The sequence below is a fragment of the Thalassospira australica genome, from assembly GCF_044790785.1.
GTDB classification, from domain to species: Bacteria; Pseudomonadota; Alphaproteobacteria; order Rhodospirillales; family Thalassospiraceae; genus Thalassospira; species Thalassospira australica_A.
The window spans coordinates 877,010-901,930 of sequence record NZ_CP085258.1 but is presented as its reverse complement, the minus strand read 5'-3'; the positions used below and the strand labels follow the sequence as shown (position 1 = coordinate 901,930).

The 24,921-nt window shown below is 54.6% G+C and carries 23 protein-coding genes; 9 read left to right on the top strand and 14 right to left on the bottom strand.

Annotated features, from left to right (window positions below; all coding sequences use genetic code 11):
• The first annotated feature begins 137 nt into the window (after positions 1–137).
• Positions 138–1,352: an NADP-dependent isocitrate dehydrogenase gene (locus tag LG297_RS04210; protein ID WP_404425439.1), complete on the top strand. Its 1,215-nt coding sequence runs from the start codon at positions 138–140 to the stop codon at positions 1,350–1,352.
• A 186-nt stretch (positions 1,353–1,538) separates the two neighbouring features.
• On the opposite strand, the gene LG297_RS04205 is transcribed toward LG297_RS04210, so the two are convergent.
• Entirely contained in the window at positions 1,539–2,372 is an 834-nt protein-coding gene (locus tag LG297_RS04205) for a hypothetical protein (RefSeq protein ID WP_404425437.1), read from the bottom strand.
• Positions 2,373–2,630: 258 nt separating this feature from the next.
• Between LG297_RS04205 and LG297_RS04200 the strand changes: the two genes are divergently transcribed.
• The 3 genes from LG297_RS04200 to LG297_RS04190 all read left to right on the top strand — a co-directional run bounded on the left by LG297_RS04200 (position 2,631) and on the right by LG297_RS04190 (position 4,978).
• Entirely contained in the window at positions 2,631–3,131 is a 501-nt protein-coding gene (locus LG297_RS04200; protein WP_297014412.1) for an RNA polymerase sigma factor, read from the top strand.
• The gene (locus LG297_RS04195; RefSeq protein ID WP_404425435.1) at positions 3,128–3,883 is read left to right on the top strand and encodes a hypothetical protein; all 756 of its coding nucleotides are present in this window, start codon (positions 3,128–3,130) and stop codon (positions 3,881–3,883) included. Before LG297_RS04200 ends, LG297_RS04195 begins: the two co-directional genes overlap by 4 nt.
• A gap of 135 nt (positions 3,884–4,018) precedes the next feature.
• Positions 4,019–4,978 carry a hypothetical protein gene (locus LG297_RS04190; protein WP_404425433.1) on the top strand — a complete coding sequence of 320 codons (960 nt, stop codon included), beginning with the start codon at positions 4,019–4,021 and terminating at the stop codon, positions 4,976–4,978.
• Positions 4,979–5,009: 31 nt separating this feature from the next.
• Here LG297_RS04190 and LG297_RS04185 read toward each other — a convergent pair whose 3' ends face one another.
• The 5 genes from LG297_RS04185 to LG297_RS04165 all read right to left on the bottom strand — a co-directional run bounded on the left by LG297_RS04185 (position 5,010) and on the right by LG297_RS04165 (position 10,606).
• A complete protein-coding gene (locus LG297_RS04185; RefSeq protein ID WP_404425431.1) occupies positions 5,010–5,759 on the bottom strand; it encodes a substrate-binding periplasmic protein in 750 nt (249 codons plus the stop codon).
• Between the two features lie 180 nt (positions 5,760–5,939).
• Positions 5,940–6,806, bottom strand: a complete 867-nt coding sequence (locus LG297_RS04180) for a pirin family protein (protein WP_404425429.1) — start codon at positions 6,804–6,806, stop codon at positions 5,940–5,942.
• A 168-nt stretch (positions 6,807–6,974) separates the two neighbouring features.
• Positions 6,975–7,577 carry an NAD(P)H:quinone oxidoreductase gene (gene wrbA, locus LG297_RS04175; protein WP_404425427.1) on the bottom strand — a complete coding sequence of 201 codons (603 nt, stop codon included), beginning with the start codon at positions 7,575–7,577 and terminating at the stop codon, positions 6,975–6,977.
• Positions 7,578–7,733: 156 nt separating this feature from the next.
• Positions 7,734–8,786 (bottom strand): glycerophosphodiester phosphodiesterase, encoded by a 1,053-nt coding sequence (gene glpQ, locus LG297_RS04170; protein WP_404425425.1) that lies wholly within the window; start codon positions 8,784–8,786, stop codon positions 7,734–7,736.
• Between the two features lie 146 nt (positions 8,787–8,932).
• Positions 8,933–10,606 (bottom strand): M20/M25/M40 family metallo-hydrolase, encoded by a 1,674-nt coding sequence (locus tag LG297_RS04165; RefSeq protein ID WP_404425423.1) that lies wholly within the window; start codon positions 10,604–10,606, stop codon positions 8,933–8,935.
• A gap of 137 nt (positions 10,607–10,743) precedes the next feature.
• Here LG297_RS04165 and LG297_RS04160 point away from each other — a divergent pair, with 137 nt between their 5' ends.
• Positions 10,744–11,160, top strand: coding sequence for an Lrp/AsnC family transcriptional regulator (locus tag LG297_RS04160; RefSeq protein WP_404425421.1), 417 nt, complete (start codon positions 10,744–10,746; stop codon positions 11,158–11,160).
• 16 nt (positions 11,161–11,176) lie between these two features.
• Here LG297_RS04160 and LG297_RS04155 read toward each other — a convergent pair whose 3' ends face one another.
• From LG297_RS04155 to LG297_RS04145, 3 genes are all read right to left on the bottom strand, one after another.
• Positions 11,177–11,641, bottom strand: coding sequence for a thiol-disulfide oxidoreductase DCC family protein (locus tag LG297_RS04155; protein ID WP_404425419.1), 465 nt, complete (start codon positions 11,639–11,641; stop codon positions 11,177–11,179).
• A gap of 121 nt (positions 11,642–11,762) precedes the next feature.
• Positions 11,763–12,950, bottom strand: coding sequence for a VWA domain-containing protein (locus LG297_RS04150; RefSeq protein WP_404425417.1), 1,188 nt, complete (start codon positions 12,948–12,950; stop codon positions 11,763–11,765).
• A gap of 6 nt (positions 12,951–12,956) precedes the next feature.
• Complete coding sequence (locus LG297_RS04145) at positions 12,957–13,802, bottom strand: AAA family ATPase (protein ID WP_404425415.1); 846 nt, start codon at positions 13,800–13,802, stop codon at positions 12,957–12,959.
• Positions 13,803–14,046: 244 nt separating this feature from the next.
• Between LG297_RS04145 and LG297_RS04140 the strand changes: the two genes are divergently transcribed.
• Positions 14,047–14,889, top strand: a complete 843-nt coding sequence (locus tag LG297_RS04140; RefSeq protein ID WP_404425413.1) for a tetratricopeptide repeat protein — start codon at positions 14,047–14,049, stop codon at positions 14,887–14,889.
• A 13-nt stretch (positions 14,890–14,902) separates the two neighbouring features.
• Here LG297_RS04140 and LG297_RS04135 read toward each other — a convergent pair whose 3' ends face one another.
• Positions 14,903–16,153 (bottom strand): MFS transporter, encoded by a 1,251-nt coding sequence (locus LG297_RS04135; RefSeq protein ID WP_404425411.1) that lies wholly within the window; start codon positions 16,151–16,153, stop codon positions 14,903–14,905.
• Between the two features lie 61 nt (positions 16,154–16,214).
• Positions 16,215–16,967 carry a TetR/AcrR family transcriptional regulator gene (locus LG297_RS04130; protein WP_404425409.1) on the bottom strand — a complete coding sequence of 251 codons (753 nt, stop codon included), beginning with the start codon at positions 16,965–16,967 and terminating at the stop codon, positions 16,215–16,217.
• A 270-nt stretch (positions 16,968–17,237) separates the two neighbouring features.
• Here LG297_RS04130 and LG297_RS04125 point away from each other — a divergent pair, with 270 nt between their 5' ends.
• Positions 17,238–18,602 carry a DUF2254 domain-containing protein gene (locus LG297_RS04125; protein ID WP_404425407.1) on the top strand — a complete coding sequence of 455 codons (1,365 nt, stop codon included), beginning with the start codon at positions 17,238–17,240 and terminating at the stop codon, positions 18,600–18,602.
• A 99-nt stretch (positions 18,603–18,701) separates the two neighbouring features.
• Here the strand turns inward: LG297_RS04125 and LG297_RS04120 are convergent, their stop codons facing one another.
• On the bottom strand, positions 18,702–19,151 hold the full coding sequence (locus LG297_RS04120) for an Lrp/AsnC family transcriptional regulator (protein ID WP_404425405.1): 450 nt from the start codon (positions 19,149–19,151) through the stop codon (positions 18,702–18,704).
• Between the two features lie 137 nt (positions 19,152–19,288).
• On the opposite strand from LG297_RS04120, the gene LG297_RS04115 reads away from it, so the two are divergent.
• Both LG297_RS04115 and LG297_RS04110 read left to right on the top strand, forming a co-directional pair.
• Complete coding sequence (locus LG297_RS04115; RefSeq protein WP_404425403.1) at positions 19,289–20,200, top strand: DMT family transporter; 912 nt, start codon at positions 19,289–19,291, stop codon at positions 20,198–20,200.
• A 51-nt stretch (positions 20,201–20,251) separates the two neighbouring features.
• Positions 20,252–20,656, top strand: a complete 405-nt coding sequence (locus LG297_RS04110; protein WP_404425401.1) for a hypothetical protein — start codon at positions 20,252–20,254, stop codon at positions 20,654–20,656.
• Between the two features lie 64 nt (positions 20,657–20,720).
• Here the strand turns inward: LG297_RS04110 and LG297_RS04105 are convergent, their stop codons facing one another.
• Positions 20,721–22,076: a hypothetical protein gene (locus tag LG297_RS04105; protein WP_404425399.1), complete on the bottom strand. Its 1,356-nt coding sequence runs from the start codon at positions 22,074–22,076 to the stop codon at positions 20,721–20,723.
• A 176-nt stretch (positions 22,077–22,252) separates the two neighbouring features.
• Positions 22,253–24,907 (bottom strand): alanine--tRNA ligase, encoded by a 2,655-nt coding sequence (gene alaS / locus LG297_RS04100; protein WP_404425397.1) that lies wholly within the window; start codon positions 24,905–24,907, stop codon positions 22,253–22,255.
• Positions 24,908–24,921: the final 14 nt, after the last annotated feature.

Genomic DNA, 24,921 nt, shown 5'->3' with positions numbered 1-24,921 from the left:
CCGCCCTCTTTGATTTTCTGATTTCATCCTGTATGTTGCGGGCTCCCGACGCGGCCAGGGCGCTCCCTCGCGCGCCGGATGAAATGTCAAATGGCAGCCGCGCTGTATCCTGGCCGCGGCCAGAAAGGGAGTATTCCATGAGCAAGATTCAAGTGAAGAACCCCGTCGTCGAGCTCGACGGCGACGAAATGACCCGGATCATCTGGGACTTCATTAAAACCAAACTGATCCTGCCGTATCTCGACATTGATCTTAAATATTACGATCTGTCGGTTCAGAAACGCGACGAGACCAACGACCAGATCACCATTGATGCGGCAAATGCCATCAAGGAACACCGTGTTGGCGTGAAATGCGCGACCATCACGCCTGACGAACAGCGCGTCGAGGAATTCGGCCTGAAGAAAATGTGGAAGTCGCCGAACGGCACCATCCGCAACATCATCGGCGGTACCGTTTTCCGCCAGCCGATCATCTGTTCGAACGTTCCGCGTCTGGTTCCGGGCTGGACCCAGCCGATTGTTATCGGTCGTCATGCTTTTGGTGATCAGTACCGTGCGACCGACTTCAAGGTTCCAGGTGCAGGCAAACTGACGATTAAATTCCAGCCGGCAGACGGTGGCGAGCCTATCGAGCACGAAGTCTTCGACTTCCCGTCTTCGGGCGTTGCCATGTCGATGTACAACCTTGATGACAGCATCATCGGGTTTGCACGTGCCTGCATGAACTATGGCCTTGCTCTTGGCTGGCCGGTTTACCTGTCGACCAAGAACACGATCATGAAAGCCTATGACGGCCGCTTCAAGGATCTGTTCGAGGAAGTCTTCCAGAACGAATTTGCCGACAAATTCAAGGCTGCTGGCATCACCTATGAACACCGCCTGATCGATGACATGGTTGCATGCGCGATGAAGTGGAATGGTGGTTTCGTCTGGGCTTGTAAAAACTATGACGGCGACGTTCAGTCCGACACCGTCGCACAGGGCTTTGGCTCGCTTGGTCTGATGACCTCTGTTCTGATGACGCCGGACGGGCAGACCGTAGAAGCAGAAGCAGCACACGGCACCGTCACCCGCCACTATCGTCAGCACCAGCAGGGCAAAGAAACCTCGACCAACCCGATTGCGTCGATCTTTGCCTGGACGCAGGGCCTTAAGTACCGTGGCGAGTTCGATAACACCCCGGACGTTGTGAAATTTGCTGAAACCCTTGAAAAAGTCTGTGTCGACACCGTCGAAGCCGGCTTCATGACCAAGGATCTAGCGCTGCTGATCGGTCCGAACCAGAAGTGGCTGACCACCACGCAGTTCCTCGACAAACTTGACGAAGGCCTGAAAGTTGCCATGGGCTGATTGCCCGGCATCTTGCCAGAATGATGAAACCCCGCCGGTGCAAACTGGGCGGGGTTTTGTTTTGCCCGAGATCAGCACGGTTGGAACGACAAAAAAGCCCCGCCGGAAGGGACCAGCGGGGATAAGTTTGCTGCGTGTCCCAACCAAAGAACGTACAGCAGAAAGCAGGATCAGCTGCTTTTGAGGTCAGGTTGCGTCGGTTGTTGTATCGTCGCCACCTGTATCACCGGTATCAGTGGTATCGTCCGTGTCGCCACCACTGTCACCGGTGTCGCCGGTGTCACCTGTATCGTCTCCCGAATCTCCGGTATCACCAGTATCGCCAGTGTCGCCAGCATCCCCGGTGTCACCCGGATCAGGTTCACCGTCGTCCGGAGTATCGACATCGTCATCCGGGCGGGTCAGTTCTTTCCAGCCATGAACGATAATGTCCTGTTCAATGTCCGGGTCGATATCCGGCCCGGTCGGAGCCCCAAAGACCCTTTGAATTCCCGGCGGAAGCGCGCCAGCCAGCCCGGGAGCACGCCCGATACCCGGCGGCATGCCGCGTTCTACATCCTCACCCTCTACTCCCGCCGGGCCCGGCCCGCTGCGTCCGAAGGCTTTGCCTTTCGACTGTAGGCCGAGGTCCTGTGCTTTTGATTTTGCGGCGGCACTATTGCCCGGGCCATCGGAAGCATCAGCATTTCTACCATTGCCGTTTCCATTACCACCGGCATTGCTGCTGTTGCCCGGGCCATCGGGACCGCCAGGCCCGCCATCGCCGCCAGCACCATTGCCATTGCCGTTTCCACCACCGTTCCCGCCGCCGTTCCCGCCAGCGTTCCCGTTCCCCCCGCCATTGCCACCACCGTTGCCGTTACCCCCGCCATTCCCGTTGCCGCCACCATTACCATTTCCCTGGGCAATTGCGGTTTTGGCCGAGAAGTCCAGTTTGCCGAAATCAATCGATACCGGCGCGCCGATCAAGGCAAAGGTGCCGGCACCCAAAATTGCGGCTGTACAGATGCGGTTACGCATGATTGTTTTTTTTCCGCTTTTCATTTTTTCGTCCCCACCTATGAGGTCCAACCTTGTGGATGTTTTCATCCGGTGATTTGCAAGGACAACGCGCAGGCTTTCCATTTTCATCCCGCTGGTTGAACTTTTTTTTCGGATTTTTTTGAACTGTGATGGAAGAAACAGACGCTCGCGCGCGTTATCTGCGTAACAAGACCCCAGATTTAAAAAGATGATCACGGTCGGGAGTTCGGTTTGGAACCGGCAATACGCGCAGAAATGACTGAATTGCTGCCCCGCATCCTGCGATTTGCAAGATCGCTGACCCGTGATGCCACCGCAGCAGAGGATCTCGTTCAGACCGCCTATATTAAAGCGGTCGAGCGGATCGATCAGTATGAGCGCGGCACACGTCTGGACAGCTGGATGTTCCGGATTGTCCAGACCAGTTGGATTGATGAAAAACGGCGCGAGCAACGCCGTGGTGTCGTGATTTCGTTTGAGGACGCGCGTGAGATCACCATGCCCTCGCATGGGCATGGCGGCACAGACCGCATGTTCCTTCAAAAGGCGCTTGGCAGCCTGCCCGAAGAACAGCGCGCTGCCCTGACACTGGTTTTGTTTGAGGGTTACACCTATCGCGAGGCAGGCGGCATTCTGGATATTCCGCACGGAACGGTGATGAGCAGGGTGGCCCGTGCGCGTACCTATCTGGCCCGTCTTCATGACGAGGACGGCACCGAAAATGACGATGAAGACATTCAGCGAGGATCATCATGAGTAATAGTTTGTCAGAACAGGATTATGCCTTGCTGTCTGCCTATGTCGATGGTGAGCTTGGTCCGACGGATTGCCGCAAGGTGGAAGACCGGATCGGCAATTGCCCGAGGATGCGACGGCAATTCGAAATCATTGCCCGACAGTCGGTTATGTTACGCAGCCAGTCCGAACGCCTTTTGAGCGATACGGTATATCCCGACCTGTCAAAACGGATCGCCGGTATCCTTGACGGGCAATCCTCAACGGCATCATCCATGACCAATGACGCGCCGTCTGTTGCGATTCCCAAAGCGGCAAACTCCAATACGCGCACGGCCATTTTCACCGGTATCGGTGCGGCGGCTGCAGTCCTTCTGGCCTTTGTTGGTGGTAACTGGTTTTCGCAAAATCTTGCGCCGAATGGCACCAATGCACAGCTTGCGGAATATTCACCGGTCAACAACCCGGTTCTGGATGCTCAGATCAGTGAAACGCTGGAAAACACACTAAGCGGCACGATCCGCAAGGTATCGCTCCGCAAAACCGATATTGGTGAAAGCGAAACCCTGATCGAACCGCTGCGAACCTTCCAGCAGAACGGCTTGTATTGCCGTGAATATCAGGTGACCTTCCCGTCAGCCGCCACCGAAGCCAATGCCTTCTTCGGCCGGGCCTGCCGAACCGGTTCCGGCGTTTGGGAAACGGTTTATCGGCTGATACCGGGCGCTATGGATATGGAAAACCTGTCCAAGGCGCCAGAACAGAAGCTTTAATCAACAATGTACGTTGCGACCGCTTCTCAGGTCGCAACGCCCTTATGGTCAACAGGCCCAAAATCAAAAGAACGCTTGATAAAAAGAACACGAGGATCAGGATCGATGTGCTGCTTGACCGCTTCGCGATATGCGATGGCGATTTTTCCCTTTCTGGCGATGGCCGCAACCGCCGGTTGTCAGGTGACCAATACACTCGACAGCTTTTCCCAATCCCTGAATGAACTCAATGACGGCATGTCTGCCTATGCCACAGAACGGACCAATGATGGTCCGGATATGGGATCGGCGAATTTGCCGAAATTCGGAACCGGGGATGCTTTTGTCTTTGACAGTGGCCGGGCGGTGTACGTGACCAAAACGTCAGGGGAAAAAATCTTCTGGAATGGCGGCGGCGATTACAGTTTCGTCACGACGGACGATTTTACCCTGCCCAATCTTGAATGGTCCTATACCGATAAGGAAGGTCAAAAACGATCAGGCACGGCATCCCTTCGCGACGGATCAGAGAGCATTTGGCCGCTGTCATTTGACAAGCAGGTGCGGATTTATACCACGTCGCAAAATATCGATCCCGAAACCGGCAAGCCCGATCAGTATAAACAATGGCTGACCTGCAGCGTACCCGCAACGGAAACCGTGACGGTAGAAGCCGGGACCTTTGATACCTATATCGTTGAATGTGCACGTTACTGGCAGCAATGGTGGATGCAAACCACGAAATGGTGGTACGCGCCCGAAATCGGTTATTACGTCAAACGCGAACGCAACTGGAAATCGGGTCAGGACCATAGCGAGGAACTGATTACCTTTGGCCCGGCACCGACCAAAATCCCGGCAGCAGATCGCAAACGCCTTGCAGCATTGGTTCAGGCAACACTGGAAGATACGCTTTCAGGTAAAACCATGACCAGCAAGGGTAACATTACGATTGCGGTCACCCCGCTTAAAACGCTGCAAACCGACAAGGGCGCTTGGTGCCGCACCTATAGGCAATCCCTGAGCGCACACAACCGCACCAGCAGCCAAATAAAAACCGCGTGCCGTACGGAAAAAGGCTGGATTGTCGAGGATGATGTTGCCGGAAAATCATGATTCTGGCGGATATTCCGTTCCGGTCAGGTGATCAGTATTGCGCGCGGTTCAGCAACCGGGCCAGCTCGCCACTGTCGCGTAATTCCAGAAGGGCTGTATTGAAATCCTGCATGATTTTGCCAGCCTTGGGATGGTTCAGGCCGATCACGAAATGCAATGGCATGGTCGAAAGCGGTTCATCAATATTGCCGAAATGATCCAGTTCCAGTCCGGCGGCGCGTATGGAATCGTGGGCTTCTGACCGTGGGGCAACCACAATATCGACCCGCCCGGCTTCCAGAAGTTTGAAACAGGTACGCATATCGGGCGGTGCATGGCGGGTTGCCCGCCCGGTTGCCAGCATCTGACTTGTCCTGCCCAGTTCGGCATAGCCCAGCGGCAGGCAAAGTGCTGTACCGTTCAAATCATCGATGGTTTCAAAATTCTGGCGAGATTTCGCATACCAGCCAAAAGCCGACAGGCTGGCAACTGGTTCGGAAAACAGGACTGCGCGCGCACGAAACGGAGTATAGGCATAGGGGAAAGTACCTTCGACCTCCCCCTTGACCGTCATGTCATAGCCCTGACGCCAGGACCGCCAGATAATTTCGGCATGATCATACCCGGCAATCTCGAATGCGCGCCGGACAATCTCGGTCATGATACCACCGTCGGGCAGATCACGGCCTGTAAAGGGGGCAAAGTAATCCCCCGTCACGATCCGGACATGATCGGCCTTTGCCTGCGCCGCCATCATCAGCAACGCGGCTAACACCAGCATCATGACCCATTGTTTTTTCATTCCCGACCCACTCCGCAGGGCATTCCTGCCCCCTGCATCTTATAGGTTAGGGGGGCGGGTGTTTCTTTCAAGCCGTGCAAGACTTCGAACCTGCCCACATCACAATATCGCCCGATACCCGCAAAAGAAAAACCCCGCCAAAAGTTTGACGGGGTTTCTGGAACTTTATGAATGTCTTTTTCAGGAAACAGCCGCCGCACGGACAAACCGGCCACGCTGATAATCGTCGAAGGCCTGCATCAGTTCCTGTTTGCTGCTCATGACGAACGGGCCATAGCGAACAACCGGTTCATGCAGCGGACGGGCCGCAATCAAAAGCATCCGACCACCTTCGGGGCCGCCTTTAAGCGTGATGCTATCGCCATCATCCAGAACGGCCAGATGATGCGTGGTGATCGCCTTATCAGCAACAATCGCGTCCCCGATAAAGACATAAACCATCGCGGCATGGCCTCTGGACACCGGCAGGGTCACCTCGCGACCAGCCGCCAGTTTGGCATCAATAAAGACCGGCTTGGTAGCAATGCCATTGACCGGCCCGGTTTTACCCATGAAATCACCGGCGACAAGACGCAGATCGACACCGTCTTCGGGGCTGAGTTCGACGACGTCGCTGCCTTCGATATTCTGGTAACGCGGGGTTACCATTTTATCCTTGGCCGGAAGGTTGATCCAAAGTTGGAAGCCCTGCAAAAGACCATCTTCCTGCTCCGGGCTTTCGGAATGCAAAATCCCGCTGCCTGCGGTCATCCACTGCACACCACCCGAACGCAGAACACCTTCATTGCCCATGCTGTCCTTGTGACGCATGGCTCCCTCGACCATATAGGTCACCGTTTCAAAGCCGCGATGGGGATGTTCGGGGAAACCGGCAATGTATTCGTCGGCATTGTCGGTTGAAATGGAATCCAGCATCAGAAACGGGTCGAGCATATCAAGCTGCGGCGATCCGACGGACCGTTTCAGCGACACACCGGCCCCGTCGGATGTATCCATCGCACGGATAACACGGGCAACACCGCGCGGTTTTTTAACATGATCAGACATGAACAGTCCTTTCGTTAAAACATCATTCTCTGCCCTTCAATCTGGCAGAAAACTGTCGCGAAACAATGATCAATCACGCATCGGATTGTTTCCCGCAACAATCCAATCACATAAAGAAAAGGCCACACGACAGATTGCCGCGCGGCCTGAAAACCGATGGAAAACCGTTTAAACGGCCAGCTTGGCGGCCAGTTCGGCAACGTGTTTGCCCTGGAATTTGGCGATATCAAGCTCGTTCTTTGACGGCTGACGCGAACCGTCTGCACCGGCCAGCGTTGACGCACCGTAAGGCGACCCGCCGGTGATTTCATCCATATTGGTCAGGCCCGCACAGCTATAAGGCACGCCGACAATGACCATGCCATGATGCAGTAGTGTCGTATGGGTCGAGGTAATGGTGGTTTCCTGGCCGCCATGCTGGGTTCCGGTCGAGGCAAATACCGAACCGATCTTGCCGATCAATGCGCCCTTGGCCCACAGGCCACCGGTCTGATCAAGGAAATTGCGCATCTGGGCCGACATGTTGCCAAAACGGGTCGGGACACCAAAGATGATTGCATCATATTCCGGAAGATCCGAAACCGCGGCAATCGGGGCAACCTGGTCAAGCTTTGCACCGGCAGCCTTGGCAACATCTTCGGGCATGATTTCCGGCACGCGTTTAACATCAACATGCGTACCCGCAACCCCGCGCGCGCCTTCGGCCACGGCATTTGCCATGGTTTCGATATGTCCGTACATCGAATAATAAAGAACCAGAACCTTGGCCAATTTTGCCTCCTTGAGTTGAAAATCGATCTTTATCAGAATGCGGCAACTGCCGCCTGACGGATACAGTCAGATTGGAAACAGTCTATTTCGTTTAGCCTACCCGGACCAGAACGCGCGTATCCCGGAACTGTTCCAGACCGCAACACGCGAGCGTAATCAGTCCTGCTGCGGTCGCACCGCCAGATATTCGACAACCTGATCGGGGAAGTCGGTAAAGATGCCATTGATTGCGGCATCATCAAAAATCGCCTTAAGCGCGATATCCATGTCGCCTGCCCATTTCGGCAACTGATCGGCACGCAGGGTATAGGGATGGACTTCCAACTGCGCACGCTGGGCTGCAATCAGCGTTGGCGTCATGATCGCCGTGCCATCGGCACTAAGCCCTTCGATGACCTGAGGCAGCCACGGGCCAATCCCGTCGACCACAGTTGCCATTTCGGCCACACCATCATCGGTTTTCAGATAATCGTAATCCGTGCCCTCGGGGGCGCCCCATCTGTTTTCACCCAGCAACTGAACCAGCTTGCCCTGATATTTCAGGTCGTTGCGGATACGCTTGGTTTCTTCCCAGTCAAAACACTGGACATAGGAATTGGATTCCGGCGTGCCATACCCCCAATGTTCCATGACCTTGATGACCGCGGCGGTCACATCCTGCCCTTCGGCCTTGTGCCATGCCGGGTCCTTGATTTCCGGATAGATGCCGACATCACGCCCGGTTGATTTGTTAAGCCCCCGGATCATGGCAATTTCTTCTTCCAGTGTGGGAATTTTAAAAATCGCGTATTCGCCGGGGAAGCGGTTCGGGTAAACCTGATCCCCGGTATCGGCCTTGAACCGTTCGGTGACATTCAGGCTTTTGAGTTCTTCCAACGTGAAATCAATCGCGTAGTAACGGCCATCTTCGCGTTTGCGGTCGGGGAATTTTTTGGCAACGTCGGTCGTGGTATCGACATGGATGTCATGCAGGACAACCGGCACACCGTCCTTGGACATCACCACATCCTGTTCGATGAAATCTGCCCCCATGCTATATGCCAGCGCCTTTGCCGGCAGGGTATGTTCGGGCAGATAGCCCGATGCCCCGCGATGGGCGATCACCACCCTTTCAAGGGTACTGTCCTGTGCCATTGCCGGTGTGATCGACAGTGGCAGAACAGCAAGTGCCGTTCCCAGAATGGCGGCGCGCGCAGATTTCATCAGCATCCCATAACTCCTTATTTCCGCATAAGTTTTGCCCAGCATAGTGACGAAACGATGCGGCAGGAACAAGGCAGAAGGCAAGAACTCAAAGTTTCATGCAACTGTTACGCTTGTCCGTCTTCCGTGGATTGCTTTGCCAATGATAGTGATCAGCCCAAAAGCTCTCCCGCGATTTCGGCCAGAAAATCGGGCAGCACATGATAGGCGTAGGGCGCATAAAGCCGTTCATGACGTTGATGATATTCCCGCCCCCACGGACCGATATTGACCACAGGATAGGTCAGAACATCATCAACCGGGCGATCCACCAGTTCCTCTATCGGGGTGCTGGCGGCGATGGTTTCTGTGTCACGGGTATCGGTCACATGTCCGAAAAAACTCATATCCGAGATGCCCATGAAATAACCGCGATCACAAATCTGCGTTTTGTGGCGGGCCTCTATCGTGGTGCGGGCCCGGTCAATCGCATCCAGAAACTGACGGTCCATATCCTTTGCGCGATCAACATGAACAGCCGGATAATGCAAACCGGCCAGACCGGTCACTACGGCCGGGCCGCGCAGATGTGCCTCGGCCAGCATGGCCCTAACCATAATGCGGGTACGGTTGAGCGGATTGTTATCCCGTGCCGTTTCAATGGCCACCGCATTGATCTGGTCAAGCGCATCGCTGCCGCCCGATGCAAAGGCCATGTCACGCAATTGGGCAATTGTGACCATGCGCAAGGATGGCAAAGGTGCGGGAGCAGCCTGACCGCAGGCCTTGGCATAGCGGGCCGCGTGGACGGCAAACCGTTCAAGTGCACGGTTTCCGGCATCCTTTACGATGGCGGTGAAATCGCCCATAAGTTCGGCACAGCTTTTCCCCATCACCAGCCAGTTAAACGCCATCCAGACATGTTCTGGTGTGGTGACTTCGTAGTTATCGCGCACATCGCGGGCCTCAAGACAGACCGGGGGCGGTGCGGTTTCACGCATGCCGCGATCACACAGATTACTATTGGCCTCGATCGCCTGCATGATTTCCGATGCGATCACATGGGCGGAAACACCATCAAACGGATAACCGACATGGGTTGGCAAACCCACCACCAAGGCAAAGGGCAAAAGCTTCCCGACCGAGCCATGGAAAATTGCGCGCCCGGCCTCGCCATTGCCGGGGTCGCTGCTGGCATCCAGATTGACCCCGCCGACAATATCGAGGTTCCATCGCCCGGCCAATTCCGGCAACGCATTGCGCAGGCTGCGCATACCGCATGAATTGCGTTCTTCATCAGGTGTCAGGAACAGGATGACATTGCCCTTCCGGTCCGGCTGCTGGCTGAAATGTTCAAGAAATGCAATGCCCGCCGCATCGCCGCTTTTCATATCAAGCAATCCGCGCCCCGGGATGAAATCACCGGTCTGAAAATCGCGAAGAGCAAGTGCCTCGGCATCGCTAAGATTTTCCCGACTGGACAGATCGGCAATCAGGGCCTCGCACAGCGCATCGGGTTCAAAAGCCAGATGTTTCAGATCATGATAGTTTTCAATCGACACCACATCAAAATGTCCGGCCATTGCCATTGTCTTGCGCCCGGTTCCCCGCACCAGTGCGGCAACACTTTTTGCCATCCGGCTGCCCCCCGCCACCGGATGGCTGTCGATCACGGCGATATTGTCGGGGTTATCCTGAAAATAAGGAATTTCACGCAAAATATCGACGATCAGCCCTGTGATATCGGCTTCCCCTGCGCTGCCGGTAACACTGCCAAAACGGGTCAGGCGGTCGGCGATTTCAGCAGTACGGGCATAAGGTGCCCATTGTTTTTCCGGCATGGCCATGTGTTTGCTCCCTGATGACGAGACAACAGGATATGCTTTGCCGAAAACAGTTAAAATGCCAGTTTGATACAATTTTCGATTGGAAATTGATTATTTCATCAGGATAATTGACGAAACCATCAAACCGGAACGAAATTATGGATGATCTTGACCGCCGCCTTCTTGCCGAATTGCGCATCAATGCGCGTGCATCCGTCCCGAAACTGGCGCAGCTTTTGGGGGTTGCAGCCGGAACGGTTAAAACCCGAATGGATCGCCTGATCAATCAGGGGGTGATTGCCGGATTTACCGTGCGCCTGCGCGATGATGCGTCGGACGGTACCATTCGGGGTGTGATGATGATCGAGCTATCGGGCAAGAATGTAAAAACGCTGGTCGCGAGCCTTCGCAAAAACCTTGGCTTTGCCGCCCTTCACACCACCAATGGCGAATGGGACCTGATCGCGGAAATTCAGGTGCCTGCCCTTTCGGATTTTCATCAGGTGGTCACGACCGTGCGCACCATGGAAGGTATCGCCAAAACCGAAAGCTATCTGTTTCTGGGGCCGGCATGATCGGAATGGGTTGGTTTCACTCCATCAATCTGACGCGCAAAGCCTCATCGCGCAGCGCACACATATCCGTCCGGCCAAATATCCTGTAACGGTTTCGCGCCACCCATCGATAAAGCCCGTCCTGCAATGACCGCGGCAAAATCCTGAGCGGTTGAAACAGCCATCCGGTGCCCCCTACCCGTGCACCGGCGCGAATGATACCGTCAAGCGCACTATAAGCCCGACCATCCACGATATAGAGCCAGCTTTCGGGTTTTTGCGCATCAATACCATAATGGTGCAGAAGCGCCGTCCCCAGTTCCGTCTGCGAACGGCAGATGCCAAATTCTCCGGCTTTGTCGGCATGCGCCATCCAGCGGGCCGTCATGGCACACAGGCCGCACTGCCCATCCATCACAATCACCGGACGGGAATCGTCAAAGTCCGGCACCGTGTTGTCGTCGCGGTATGAATAGGGCGGTTTGGAAATGCGCAGGTTCATATCGATAGACCACGGGGATATATTGATCAGGTCCAGAGGCGGTTTCTTACCCGGCGATATCATCGGACTTGTGAGCGGATACGGCCATGTCAACCTTCCGATCAGTTTCCTGACACCGATATCAGCGGTTCAATTCCCCGGTCATCCGATCAAGCCCCTCAAGGGTTAGCGGATACATCCGACCATCCATCAGTTTGTGAATGATCTGGATCGAGCCGTGATATTGCCACCAGTTTTCCGCCTGCGGATTGATCCAGGCGGCATGTTCGAAATGATCGAGCAAACGTTGCATCCAGACCGCCCCGGCTTCCTCGTTCCAATGTTCGACCGAGCCGCCGGGATAGGTGATTTCATAGGGACTCATGGTGGCATCGCCAACAATCACCAGCTTGTAATCTGCACCATAGGTCCGGATCACATCCCATGTTGAAACCTGATCGGTGCGGCGGCGCGCATTGTCCTTCCACAGCCCTTCATAGGGACAATTATGGAAGTAATAATATTCCAGATGCTTGAATTCGGTTTTGACCGCCGAAAACAGCTCCTCGCACACCTTGATATGGTCATCCATCGACCCGCCGATATCAAACAGCATAAGCACCTTGACCGCATTGTGCCGTTCAGGGCGCATCTGCACATCGAGCCAGCCCTGACGGGCGGTTGATGAAATGGTACCGGGCAGATCAAGTTCATCTGCCGCCCCGGTCCGCGCCCATTTCCGCAAACGCCGCAGGGCCACCTTGATATTGCGCGTGCCGATTTCGACACTGTCATCAAGGTTTTTAAACTCGCGTTTGTCCCAGACCTTGACCGCACGACGATGACGGGATTTGTCCTGCCCGATCCGCACCCCTTCGGGGTTATAGCCATAGGCGCCAAAGGGCGATGTTCCGGCGGTGCCGATCCATTTATTGCCGCCCTGGTGACGGCCTTTCTGTTCCTCAAGCCGCTGTTTAAGGGTTTCCATCAGCTTTTCCCAACCACCCAGCGCCTCGATCTCGGCCTTTTCCGCGTCGGTCAGGAATTTTTCGGCAAGCTTGCGCAGCCATTCTTCGGGAATGTCGACCTTGGCAACTTCATCCATGCCGTCAGCCAGATCAACCACGCCCTTGAAATGGGCACCAAAGACCTGATCGAACCGGTCAAGATGGCGTTCATCCTTCACTAGTGCTGCACGCGCCAGGTAATAGAAATCCTCGACCGCGTGGTTCGCAAGGCCCTTTTCGACGGCCTCAAGCAGCGTCAGATATTCGCGCAGACTGACGGGAACGCGGGCTTCTTTCAGCTTGTAGAAAAAGCCGGTGAACATGATGGTCTAACGCCCTTCGCGCCGCGCCATAAAGGCAAGACGTTCGAACAGGTAAACATCCTGCTCGTTTTTCAACAGCGCCCCATGAAGTGGCGGCACGGCGGTTTTGGCGTCCCTGGCCCGCAATGCTTCGGGCGGCAAATCTTCGGCCATCAGAAGCTTTAGCCAATCAAGCAGTTCCGATGTTGACGGCTTTTTCTTAAGCCCGCCAACATCGCGCATGTCGTAAAACAGGTTCAGGGCCTCCGACACCAGACGTTTCTGGATATCGGGGAAATGGACCGCAACGATTTCGGCCATGGTTTCGGCATCCGGGAAGCGGATATAATGGAAAAAGCACCGTCGCAGGAACGCGTCGGGCAGTTCCTTTTCATTGTTCGATGTGATGATCACGATCGGGCGATTGGCCGCCTTGATGGTTTCCTGTGTCTCATAGACAAAGAATTCCATCCGGTCGAGTTCCTGAAGCAAATCATTGGGGAACTCGATATCGGCCTTGTCGATTTCGTCAATCAGCAGAACCGGTGCACTTTCATCCTCGAATGCTTCCCAAAGCTTGCCCTTGACGATGTAATTGGCAATGTCGTGCACGCGCGCATCACCCAACTGGCTGTCACGCAGGCGCGAAACAGCGTCATATTCATAAAGACCCTGCTGCGCACGTGTGGTTGATTTGATCGACCAGGTAATCAGCTTCTTGCCAAGCGATTTGGCAATTTCCTCGGCCAGGACGGTTTTGCCTGTTCCCGGCTCGCCCTTGACCAGAAGCGGCCGCTGCAAGGTAATCGCGGCATTGACCGCCACCATCAGATCTTCGGTCGCGACGTAATTTTCCGTACCCTGAAACTTCATTTTCGCCCTGCAACATAAGTTGACGTTTGCGTCAAGGTAAGGGCAAGAATAGCTGCGGACAAGGGCTGATTCGCCCGCGTCCCTATTGGCAGGGATTTTATAGGGCTGGAGAAAACCTGCTGTGCTCTTCCCCTAAACATAGATCAGGGGTGGAAATGACCGTTCTACCGCCTATAATCCCATCGAAATACGATAAATCCGATAGGTCGGATAACGGGATGATACCAAGGTTGGGAGAATTTGCATGACCACTATGTCCTTTGCGGATATGGGGCTTGCCGCACTTCAAAGACGCCAATATGACGCTGCAATCAATATGTTACGCCAGGCACTGGGCGAGGATGAGGATAATCTTGAAGCCCGGTTCGGGCTTGCCCGGGCCCTTCATGAAAAAGGTTTACTAACCGAAGCACTCGGCGAATATCGCACCGTATTGCAATCTGATGAAGGTCACGAGAAATGCCTTCATCACATTGCACGCGCCCTGCTTGAGAACGGCGATGCCAGATCCGCCCTTAACCATGTCGATATTGTTCTGCGCAATCATCCGATTGATCCGGAATTGCTGGTATTGCGCGGGCAGGCCTTGCTGGAACTTGAACAGCCTGATCGCGCACTTGGCGCGTTTCAAAATGCAGCCCATCACAAACCGGGAAATGCCGCCATCCACCGCCTGATTGCCCGTGCGCATCGCGCCAATGACGATATCGATAGCGAACGCCGCGCGATCGAGCAATTGTTGCGAATTGATCCCGCATCCTTGATCGCATCGAACGATCTGGGCGTTATCAATCTGCGCGAAGGGCATCTGATTGCGGCGTTTGAGGCGTTCGAGCTGATCCTGAGCCATGATCCCGAGAATGCCGAAGCCGCCCTTAACCGGGCGATCACCCTGACCGTTATGGGCGGCATGGATGACACGGCGATCTGGGACCGGGTGATGGAAATCAGTGCCGACCTCGACGGGATCAAGGAAACCCGCGAACTTGCCGATGAGCTTGTCAAACTGCCGGGCAAGGACCGCAAAGGCAGCGACAGGGCGGCCGAACTGATTGCGCGGGCCGCCCATGCACCGATTGATATCTGAAAATGTGGTGAGCTTAAGCCACCGGAACGTCTGCAGTTGCCTGCCGTATGCGCAGCCAGCCCAGAATACCGATCACACAAAGCATCGCGGCAACAAAGCCAAGGAAGAAGGGCGCATAACTGGCGACCCCGGCCAAAACCCCGCCGATCAGCACGGCTGCGGCTTCGGCAAGCACGTGGACGGAACGATAAACGCCCAATGCCTGCCCCTGTTCATGCGATCCGGCAGCGTTGGAAATAAACAGGCTGGTTGTCACCTCACACCAGGCAATACCAAACGCCGCCAGACACATGGGCACAAATATCCACACCAGCCCATCGGGGATCAGGAATGTGATCAGGCCGATCCCCAAAAACAGATGCCCGAGTGTGCCAACACCGATCAGACCGCAAATCTTCTGCGCGCGATCAACCGTCAATCCGGCAAGTATTAGCGGGATCGAAATGATTGCCGAACACATGCCAAGGAAGCTGCTGGTGACGTCGTAATTCTGCACCAGATAGACCCCGAAAAAGGCAAAGAAGATATAAACCGCGATATAGCTGAAAAACGAAATCACATAACCGGGCAAAAGGTCCGGATCCTTGATCGTCGCCCAAACGGTGCGCGTGGCCGGTGGTGTCATGCCCTTTGGCGTGCCGCGACGACGCGCATATTCGGGGATACGCAGGATCACGAACACCACCAACAGGTTAAAGGCATACATGCCCGCGGCAAAATAGAACGGCCAGGAAACGTTAAAGGACGGATGAATGGTCGGGTCGGAGAAAAAGCCGCCCATCAATGGCCCGATGATCCAGCCAACATTGATCGCCACCGTAATCAGGCCAAAATTACGCACCTTGGTTTCCGGGCGGCTGATATCCGATGCAATCGATTGTGCAATCGCCATATTGCCCTCGCACAGGCCGGACACGAACCTCCCGGCCAAAACCAGCGGCAAATTCGCGCTGGCGACCCCATACGCCGTCACAAGATAACCAAGTGCCGCCCCCAAAAGCGACGCCATCAGAACCGGTCGACGGCCAAGCTTGTCCGACACCCGCCCCAGCCACGGGGCACCGATAAACTGCCCGATGGGATAAAGCGCCATGGCGACACCCAAAAGCATCGTGCGGTATTCCGTCGGCACGGATGGGTCAAGAAAGCCCAGTTCGGGTTTCAGAAACATCGGGCTGAAAACCGGATAAGGCAGACTGAACCCGGCAAAACCGAACAGTACGGTCAAAAAGACCGCAGTCATGGTTTTGGTTTCCTGGGACATGGGGCGAATACTCCTTGGGCGTTTTTTGGTGGCAGCGGTTTATGGAAATCGTGGGTGGCGACTATGTCGCATCTTCGGGCAGATCGGCATAACGTGCGGCAAGGTCGCGCACGATCTGGCGGGCGTCATCAACATGCCATCCCGCCCCGGCCAGAAGATCGGCCAGGCTGTCGCAGAAAATATCAATCGCATTGCCACGCAGTTCCGTGCCGTAATGACGGTCGGTTATTTCCGACATTGCAAGGGCATTCATGCCAAATGAAAGCCCCCAACTGCCAAGATTGAGGTTACGTGTTCGCGCAATCACATCATGCGAAATGCCAAGTTCATCGGCTGCCGCCGACAGAAAGCTTTGAAACATCTCGGTAATCCGGCCGACCTCCGCCAACTGGCTTTGATGATGTGATGGCGTCGCGCGCGTCCAGATCGAAGGTGCCAACGCAAGATATTCCGCCTCGAACCATTCGGGATGTTCAAGGGAAAAGCGGATATCAAGCAGACTGGCGACAATGAACTTTTCCATCGCACTGCCATCATGGGCGCGCGCATGATCAAAAAACCGCGCACGTTTCTGTCCGGCTGTAATGGCAAGCCCCAGCAGAAGGTCTTCCTTGCTGGCGAAATGGGCGTAAAGCGTGCCGACCGAAATTTCGCAAGCCCGTGCAAGGTCGGACATTTTCAGTTCGAAAAATCCGTATTGCGCAATCAGTTCTCCCGCGCGCTGAACAATCAGCTCTTCGCGCTGCTGGCGCTTTTCTGTGCGGTTCGCCCGTTGCTTTACGGGTGATTTTTCCGGGATGTCCTGCCGGTTCATCGCGATGCCTGTATGATTAAATGACGCAAAATCGAATTTGGTTCATTTTTTAAAACCCGGCAACCGCCAAATTTGCATAGGTGGCATCCGGCTTGGGCGACCGCATTGAAATTTCCGTGATATGCTATGGCATGAATTCCCGTCATCGGCCGGGAACCGGCTTTGCAGGTCGAGCGTTCATATGATGATCGCTGTCCCGGTGCTGGCTTTGCCGACGGGCGGCATATGTCGCCACGCAAAGCACATGACACGAACTGGGGTCTCTGAAAAATGTTTCATCGCTTTATCCGGCTCTGGGAAATCATAAGCCACAGCCTGTGGTTTACCCCGCTTCTGTATGCGATTGGCGGTGCCATTTTCGCCCTGCTGACCATCCGGCTGCCGGGCACGGAAATGATCAGAAGCCTTCCGGATTTCTGGCCACGTTTTGGCACGATTGAAACCGTGCAGGACCTGACATCGACCCTGCTGGCGACATTGGTGACGATGACCACCTTTGCCCTTTCGGTGACCATGGTGGTCCTGACTTTGGCCGCCGGGTCACTTGGGCCGCGTACCATCCGCAATTTCATGGGCGACCCGAAAACCCAGAATTCACTTGGCAGTTTTGTCGGATCGATCCTGTTTCTGATCACAACCCTTGTCATCTCGGGCGGACAGGGTGAAAACGACCAGATACCGCAAATTGCCGCGATGGCGGGCATTGCGCTTTTTGTCATCAGCCTGTTCGTACTGATCCTGTTTGTACATCATCTTGGCCGATCCATCGTTGCCGATCAGGTGATTCACAATGTCGGGGCCAATCTGGAAACCACCATTGCCGCATCGCTTGAAACCCTTGAAAAGCCGATCAAGCGGGCGGCGGGGATTGACTGCGTGCTGCCCGACGTGGCCTCGATCCAGCCCGGGCAGGTCCTCAGGGCGACCAAATCGGGATATGTTCAGGGAATTGCCTATGACGATCTGCTTGAACTTGCCATCCGCACCGACATCAAAATCGCCCTGACGATCCGCGCCGGGCAGCATGTGATTGCCGGTGACATTATCGGCGAAATCAGCCCCTATCCGCCCGCACCCGACAAAAGCAGCGACATCGATACCGACAAAATCCGCGATGACATTGACCACGAAATCATGATCGGCAATCAGCGCACGGCCCTGCTTGATATCGAATTTGCCCTGCGCCAACTGGTCGAAATTGCCTTGCGCGCCCTGTCGCCCGGGATCAACGACCCGTTTACCGCCATTGCCGTGATCTATCGTCTGGGCCGTGCGTTGCCAAAAGCGATGAGCTTCCATTATCCGCTTGGGCTCTGGCAGGATGATCAGGGCAAAGAACGTATCTGCGCCAATCTTTCTGATTTCGGCGGCATGCTGGACGCTGCATTCGATCAGATTCGCCAATCGGCTGCTGGCAAGCCCGATGTGCTTCTGCCGATGGCAGAGGTCCTTGAAAGTCTCGTTGGCCTTGCCCGCCACCCCGGACAGCAGGAAATCCTTCGCGAACATGCCCGTCTCATCGGACGCGCAGCCGCACGTGACGTCTCCGATGCGACGGATCGAAGGGCGGTTGAACGGGCCGTTAACCGCGTCCTGCGAAAGCAACAGGCCAAGGATGATTATTCGGCGGCCTGATCCCGACCTGCCGGGTCAAACTATTGGCAAGCCGGGTTACCGGGCCACCACGGATCAGAACCGGTGAAAAGGCAAGCGAAGCGCCGACGACGCCGCTTGCTAAGACGAACGCATAACCGGTGGCGGCATCCGTCGTTCAACCGATTTTGATTTCACAATTGATGTATTGGTTTCGGCCTTATCGACAATCCGGTCCAGCAATGTATCAAGTTCCCCCATCGAACGGACATAAAGCCGCGCGATATAGCAATCATCACCCGTAACCTTGTCACATTCACCAAATTCGGGGATTTCTTCGATCATTTGCTGAACGATGTGCAATTTGCCAGGCAGTGGGCGAATGCGCACGATCGCCTGCAGGGGATAACCAAGAGCCTCTGGATTTACATCAATGGTGAAACCACGAATGATCCCGCGTTCTTCCAAACGCCGGACCCGCTCCGCCACGCCGGGGGATGACAATCCGACACGGGCAGCCAGTTCCTTTTGCGAGACGCGCGAATCATCAATCAGGATTTTCAATATCTTCTGGTCGATTTCGTCGATCACTTTACTTTTTCCATAAATCTGCCACCTCAACTTTATATAATTAATCAAATAACCGATATTTTCAATCTCAAGCCATGGAACGAGGCCGAAAAAAGGCGCAAATTTCATCCATAAAATCAGTTTAACGGAGCATTCCGATGGATGAAAAACTGCGCGGCACGGTCGAAATGACCGCAGCCATGACGATTCTGGGCACAATTGGCTGGTTCGTCGTTATGTCGGGGCAATCCGCCCTTGATGTTGTTTTCTGGCGGTGCGTATTCGGGGCGGGTGCCCTGTTTGTCGTCTGCGCTGGCATGGGATTGTTACGTGGACTTTTGAACCTGCGGACATTGGGCTGGGCAGCGCTTGGCGGCGTTGCCATCGTGACCAACTGGTTTCTGCTGTTCCAGTCCTATTCGATGGCCTCTATTTCGGTTTCAACGGCAGTCTACAACACTCAACCCTTCATACTGGTGATGTTCGGCGCATTGCTGTTTGGTGAAAAGCTGACAGCAAATAAATTCGCATGGCTTGCCATTGCGTTTGGCGGTCTGCTTTTGATCATATCGGACAAACCCGATGGCGGTTTTACCGGCACCAATTATGCCGGCGGCATCGCGATGGCACTGGTCGCAGCCTTTTTCTGGGCGGTTGCCGCGATCATCACCAAAAAGCTTAAAGGCACCCCGCCGCATCTGATCGCGCTAATACAGGTTTGTATCGGTATCCTGATGCTGGCCCCCTTTGCGAATCTGGATAACCTGCCCGATGATCCGTCAAGCTGGGGCGCGCTTGTCACGGTTGGCGTGGTTCATACGGGGATCATGTATGTGCTGATGTATGGCGCGGTTCAGAAACTACCCACCCATTTGCAAGGGTCGCTGTCCTTCATCTATCCGGTTGTTGCAATTCTGGTCGACCTGATCGCGTTCGGCTATCGCCCGGATACCGCCCAGATCATCGGGGCAGTGGCGATTGTGATTGCCGCAACCGGCATGAATCTTGGCTGGCAGCTCTGGCGTACTGGAAAACGCAACCCGGCAAGAAATGCCGCCATCCAGAAATGACCACGCGACGGTCAAATCCAACGGCACGCAGATGAACGGGTGGTCTGATTATTGCTTGCAACTTTTCAGGGTAAAACTTTTGGAAAACACTGCATGACCAGCATTAATCCGTCCCAGTTCAATGTTGCATCGTTTCAAAAGCTGGGGATCAACGTTGCGAACAAACAAGTCCCCGAAGAAACCATCGCCTTCATGCGCCAAAGGCAGGGAGACGATGCCAGCTCAGGCAGAGCCGCGCCGCTATCGGATACTCCGTCTTTTGACCCGCTTGCTGCAAATGCAAGTGCCAAGTCACGAACAGAAGCCCAACTGATCGGCCAGCAGGCTGAAGCCTCCAAATCCACGCTGCCAACATCGGCAGAGGAGCTTCTGACAGTAAACGAAGATGAAGAAACGACGGACGAGGAAAAGCAGCAGAAACTTGCACAACTGAACAAACAGATGCTGCAAGACTGAAACTCATCACAGCATATAAAAAAGGCCCTATTTCGGGGCCTTTTTTAATCGAATTGCGATGGGGTCAATTGTCCATCGCGAAATCTTCTGCTTCGTCTTCCAGCGCATCAACACTGACATCAACTGCCTCGTCCCTTTCGCTTTTGATACGTGGAGCAGCTTTTCGCCACGCAACAAGATTTTGACCAACAGTGCGATAGAACTCGGGAACGATTGCTTCCAGATCAGAGATAAAATTGACGTTCTGCGTAAATCGCGCCCCTAAACGACGAGACAAAAAGACGTGAAATCCCAGAACCTGAAGACTGTTTTTGTCAGTTTCAGCAATTGCCGGATCTTCTCTAAGGGCCTCAAGTGAATAGTGCGTTGCCTCGCTACTGCCGGGCCACATCAAACGCACGTGAATGTCGGGTGTAGCTACGCTCTTTAACTGACGCAGTAACCATGTCATCCGGGCTTTGGTCGATTTTCGATCTTCAGGTGCCCGCAGAAACATTTCGACAGAAACCGTCCGGCTGAGAATATTCGCGTAGATTTCGACAGGCGATGCTGCATCTGGAATGGACAAGATAGCCTGCAATCTTCCTGTTTCTCTCAGCAGTGCAAACTCTTCTTTCAACCGCAAACCAGGGTCCTGAAGATGTTTTCTCGGCAGCTTTTCATTTACTACAGTTTCCGTTTGTCGGCTCAAAATCAGAGAAAGGTCACGCGTTTCCTGGTGCCAAGCTTCAAGCACAGCCAATGCTTCCGACGATTTGGCAGGAATACCGCCAACAGCCGAAACCTGCTTATTAAGCTCGCTCCATTCAGGAGGCATCCGGTCAAAACCTTTAACCCCGGCACTTTCATGTGTCAGAAACCGTTTTAGCTCATTAAGCAAAAACATCTGATCTGTGTCTTCAATTTGCTCGTTGTTTATCAACAAATCAGCGGAAGTAAGAATGAACATCCATGACCAATGATAAACAGGTATCTTCGAGCGGCTTTTCCGAACCGACTGAAGAGGATGATTTTCCGGACGTGAAGAGAACTGATTTGAGACGGTAATTACGCAATTGATGTTATGATCTTTTGCAATACCCCTGTATCGCTCGATCTGCTCCTCATTAAGATCACTGGCACCGACTTTGGTTTCAATAAGCGCCCGCCATTCCTTTTTCCCGGTCTTGACAACCAGCAAGCCGTCAGGACGATCCTTCTCTTTTTCTTTACCCGCGCTGAAGACAACCTCTGTATAGGCTTCTATAACGGCCTTCTTTCCCGTCTTGACGCCCACAGATTTCAATAGCTCTTTGCCAAATTCATCTACATTGGCAATACAACTCAGAACGATGGAGGTTGTTCTCCCTTCCTTTGAAGTCGTCGCCAACACTGGAAATAATCGGGCAACTTCGCCTTGTACCAAATAATCCGGTCTCAAATCACATCCCCCTGCTAGAATTGCAACTTCAGGTTAAACCCCAACATTCAAATGCTGCAATCAAAAGCTTTATTAGGATGTAATAATTTCCACCAATTTTATAATCTCGTAGTCAGCCTAAAACAAAAGGGGCACCCATATGGATACCCCTTTCAAACATTCGGCTTTGCAGACGATCAGGCAGCAATCGTTGCCTCAATCGCAGCAAGTGCCGCGTCGGCCTGATCGGCATCGGGCCCACCGCCCTGTGCCATATCCGGGCGACCACCGCCGCCTTTGCCGCCGAGTTTTTCGACACCGACACGGACCAGATCGACTGCGCTGAACTTACCCGCAAGGTCTTCGGTCAGGCCGACAACGATTGATGCCTTGCCGCCGTCCGTCGAAATCAGGGCAACAACACCCGATCCCATCTGATCGCGCAATTCATCAACCATGCCCTTGAGTTCCTTGGCCGGGATACCGTCCAGAACACGCAGGGCCAGTTTGATACCGTTGACTTCCTTGAACGCATCCGCACCCGATGCCCCGCCCGAACCGGCGGTCGCCAGTTTCTTGCGCAGGTCGGAAACCTCGCGTTCAAGCTTGCGGCGTTCATCCTGCAAGGCTTTGACACGTGCCGGAACATCTTCGGGAACGGCTTTAAGATCGGCCGAAATGGTTTGCAGAAGCTGATCCCGAGCCGCCATGTAGCTTGCGGCATCCGAACCGGTCAAGGCTTCGATACGGCGGACACCGCTTGAAACCGCACCTTCGGATACGATCTTGAACATACCGATATCACCGGTGCGTTTGACATGGGTGCCACCGCACAGTTCAAGCGAATAGGCATGTTCGTTTGCTTCGGGCAGGCCCATCGATACAACGCGGACTTCATCGCCGTATTTTTCGCCAAACAGCGCCATCGCACCCAGTTCAATCGCCTCGTCCGGGGTCATCAGACGGGTGGTGACTTCGCTGTTTTCGCGGATCAGACGGTTGACGTCGAATTCGATCACAGCGGCTTCTTCGGCGGTAATCGGCTTGGGATGCGATACGTCGAAACGCAGGCGATCCTTGGCCACCAGCGATCCCTTCTGGGTCACGTGATCGCCCAGATGCTTGCGCATGACCGCATGCAGAAGATGGGTCGCCGAATGGTTGGCGCGCAGGGCCGAACGGCGGGTATGATCGACACGGAATTCGGCAGCATCACCAACCGAAACATCACCTTCGACAATTTTGCCAAGATGCACATGAAGCGCACCGAGTTTTTTCTGGGTGTCGGTGATTTCAATCACGGCACCCTTTTCGGTTTTGATCACACCGGCATCGCCCTGCTGACCACCGGACTCCCCGAAGAACGGGGTCTGGTTGGCAACAATCGCAACCTCGTCGCCCTTGGTCGCGGTTTTGGCCTCGGCACCATCCTTGATCAGGGCCGTGATAACGCCTTCGGCATTTTCGGTTTCGTAGCCGAGGAATTCGGTCGCGCCATCACGGTCATTGATGTCAAACCAGACTTCCTCGGTCGCGGCTTCGCCGGAACCCGACCATGCGGCACGGGCCTTGGCTTTCTGTTCTTCCATGGCGGACGTAAAACCGCTTTCATCAATGCCGATCTTGCGCGGTTTAAGCGCATCTGCCGTCAGATCAAGCGGGAAGCCGTAAGTATCATAAAGCTTGAAGGCAACATCACCCGAGAGGATTGCGCCCTCCGCCATGCCATCGGTCGCGTCATCAAGCATCTTGAGGCCGCGGTCCAGCATGGTTTTAAAGCCCTGCTCTTCGAGCTTCAGGGTTTCCTCGATCAATGCCTGTGCCCGAACCAGTTCCGGGAAGGCACCGCCCATTTTGCGCACCAGTGCCGGAACCAGTTTATACATCACCGGGTCCTGGGTGCCGATCATGTGCAGGTGACGCATGGCGCGGCGCATGATACGGCGCAGCACGTTTCCACGTCCGGCATTGGACGGCAGAACACCATCGGCAATCAGGAAACTGGTCGAACGCAGATGGTCGGCAACCACGCGGTGCGACACATTATGCGGTCCATCGGGATCGGTGCTGGTGGCGTCCGCCGATGCTTCGATCAGGGCGCGCATCAGGTCGATATCATAGTTATCGTGCTTGCCCTGAAGCACAGCCGCGATACGTTCAAGGCCCATACCCGTGTCAATCGACGGCTTTGGCAGATTGACGCGTTCGCCATTTGCCATCTGCTCGTACTGCATGAAGACGAGGTTCCAGATTTCGATGAACCGGTCGCCGTCTTCGTCGGCACTGCCCGGAGGACCGCCCCAGATTTTATCGCCATGGTCAAAGAAGATTTCCGAACACGGACCACAAGGACCGGTATCGCCCATCGACCAGAAGTTATCCGAGGTCGTAATGCGAATGATGCGATCATCGGAAAGACCGGCGATCTTTTTCCAAAGACCATGGGCCTCGTCATCGGTGTGATAGACGGTAACCAGCAGCTTTTCTGCCGGGAGGCCGTATTCCCTGGTGATCAGGTTCCAAGCGAATTCAATCGCGTTTTCCTTGAAATAGTCGCCGAACGAAAAGTTGCCGAGCATTTCAAAGAAGGTATGGTGACGGGCCGTATGACCGACATTTTCAAGATCGTTATGCTTGCCACCGGCACGCACGCATTTCTGCGAGGTGGTCGCACGCGAATAATCGCGCTGTTCCTGACCGGTGAAAACGTTTTTGAACTGCACCATCCCTGCGTTGGTGAACATCAGGGTCGGGTCATTGCGCGGAACCAGCGGGCTGGAAGACACGACCTCGTGGCCGTTCTTTCGGAAGAATTCCAGAAACGTGGTGCGGATATCGTTAACGGTCTGCATCTCTCTCCAACCCG

Excerpts from the sequence above, each read along its gene's own strand:
- LG297_RS04210 (WP_404425439.1), top strand. The coding sequence starts at position 138 with ATGAGCAAGATTCAAGTGAAGAACCCCGTCGTCGAGCTCGACGGCGAC.
- LG297_RS04205 (WP_404425437.1), bottom strand. The coding sequence starts at position 2,372 with ATGCGTAACCGCATCTGTACAGCCGCAATTTTGGGTGCCGGCACCTTT.
- LG297_RS04200 (WP_297014412.1), top strand. The coding sequence starts at position 2,631 with ATGACTGAATTGCTGCCCCGCATCCTGCGATTTGCAAGATCGCTGACC.
- LG297_RS04195 (WP_404425435.1), top strand. The coding sequence starts at position 3,128 with ATGAGTAATAGTTTGTCAGAACAGGATTATGCCTTGCTGTCTGCCTAT.
- LG297_RS04190 (WP_404425433.1), top strand. The coding sequence starts at position 4,019 with ATGGCGATTTTTCCCTTTCTGGCGATGGCCGCAACCGCCGGTTGTCAG.
- LG297_RS04185 (WP_404425431.1), bottom strand. The coding sequence starts at position 5,759 with ATGAAAAAACAATGGGTCATGATGCTGGTGTTAGCCGCGTTGCTGATG.
- LG297_RS04180 (WP_404425429.1), bottom strand. The coding sequence starts at position 6,806 with ATGTCTGATCATGTTAAAAAACCGCGCGGTGTTGCCCGTGTTATCCGT.
- glpQ (WP_404425425.1), bottom strand. The coding sequence starts at position 8,786 with ATGCTGATGAAATCTGCGCGCGCCGCCATTCTGGGAACGGCACTTGCT.
- LG297_RS04165 (WP_404425423.1), bottom strand. The coding sequence starts at position 10,606 with ATGGCCATGCCGGAAAAACAATGGGCACCTTATGCCCGTACTGCTGAA.
- LG297_RS04160 (WP_404425421.1), top strand. The coding sequence starts at position 10,744 with ATGGATGATCTTGACCGCCGCCTTCTTGCCGAATTGCGCATCAATGCG.
- LG297_RS04155 (WP_404425419.1), bottom strand. The coding sequence starts at position 11,641 with ATGAACCTGCGCATTTCCAAACCGCCCTATTCATACCGCGACGACAAC.
- LG297_RS04150 (WP_404425417.1), bottom strand. The coding sequence starts at position 12,950 with ATGTTCACCGGCTTTTTCTACAAGCTGAAAGAAGCCCGCGTTCCCGTC.
- LG297_RS04145 (WP_404425415.1), bottom strand. The coding sequence starts at position 13,802 with ATGAAGTTTCAGGGTACGGAAAATTACGTCGCGACCGAAGATCTGATG.
- LG297_RS04140 (WP_404425413.1), top strand. The coding sequence starts at position 14,047 with ATGACCACTATGTCCTTTGCGGATATGGGGCTTGCCGCACTTCAAAGA.
- LG297_RS04135 (WP_404425411.1), bottom strand. The coding sequence starts at position 16,153 with ATGTCCCAGGAAACCAAAACCATGACTGCGGTCTTTTTGACCGTACTG.
- LG297_RS04130 (WP_404425409.1), bottom strand. The coding sequence starts at position 16,967 with ATGAACCGGCAGGACATCCCGGAAAAATCACCCGTAAAGCAACGGGCG.
- LG297_RS04125 (WP_404425407.1), top strand. The coding sequence starts at position 17,238 with ATGTTTCATCGCTTTATCCGGCTCTGGGAAATCATAAGCCACAGCCTG.
- LG297_RS04115 (WP_404425403.1), top strand. The coding sequence starts at position 19,289 with ATGGATGAAAAACTGCGCGGCACGGTCGAAATGACCGCAGCCATGACG.
- alaS (WP_404425397.1), bottom strand. The coding sequence starts at position 24,907 with ATGCAGACCGTTAACGATATCCGCACCACGTTTCTGGAATTCTTCCGA.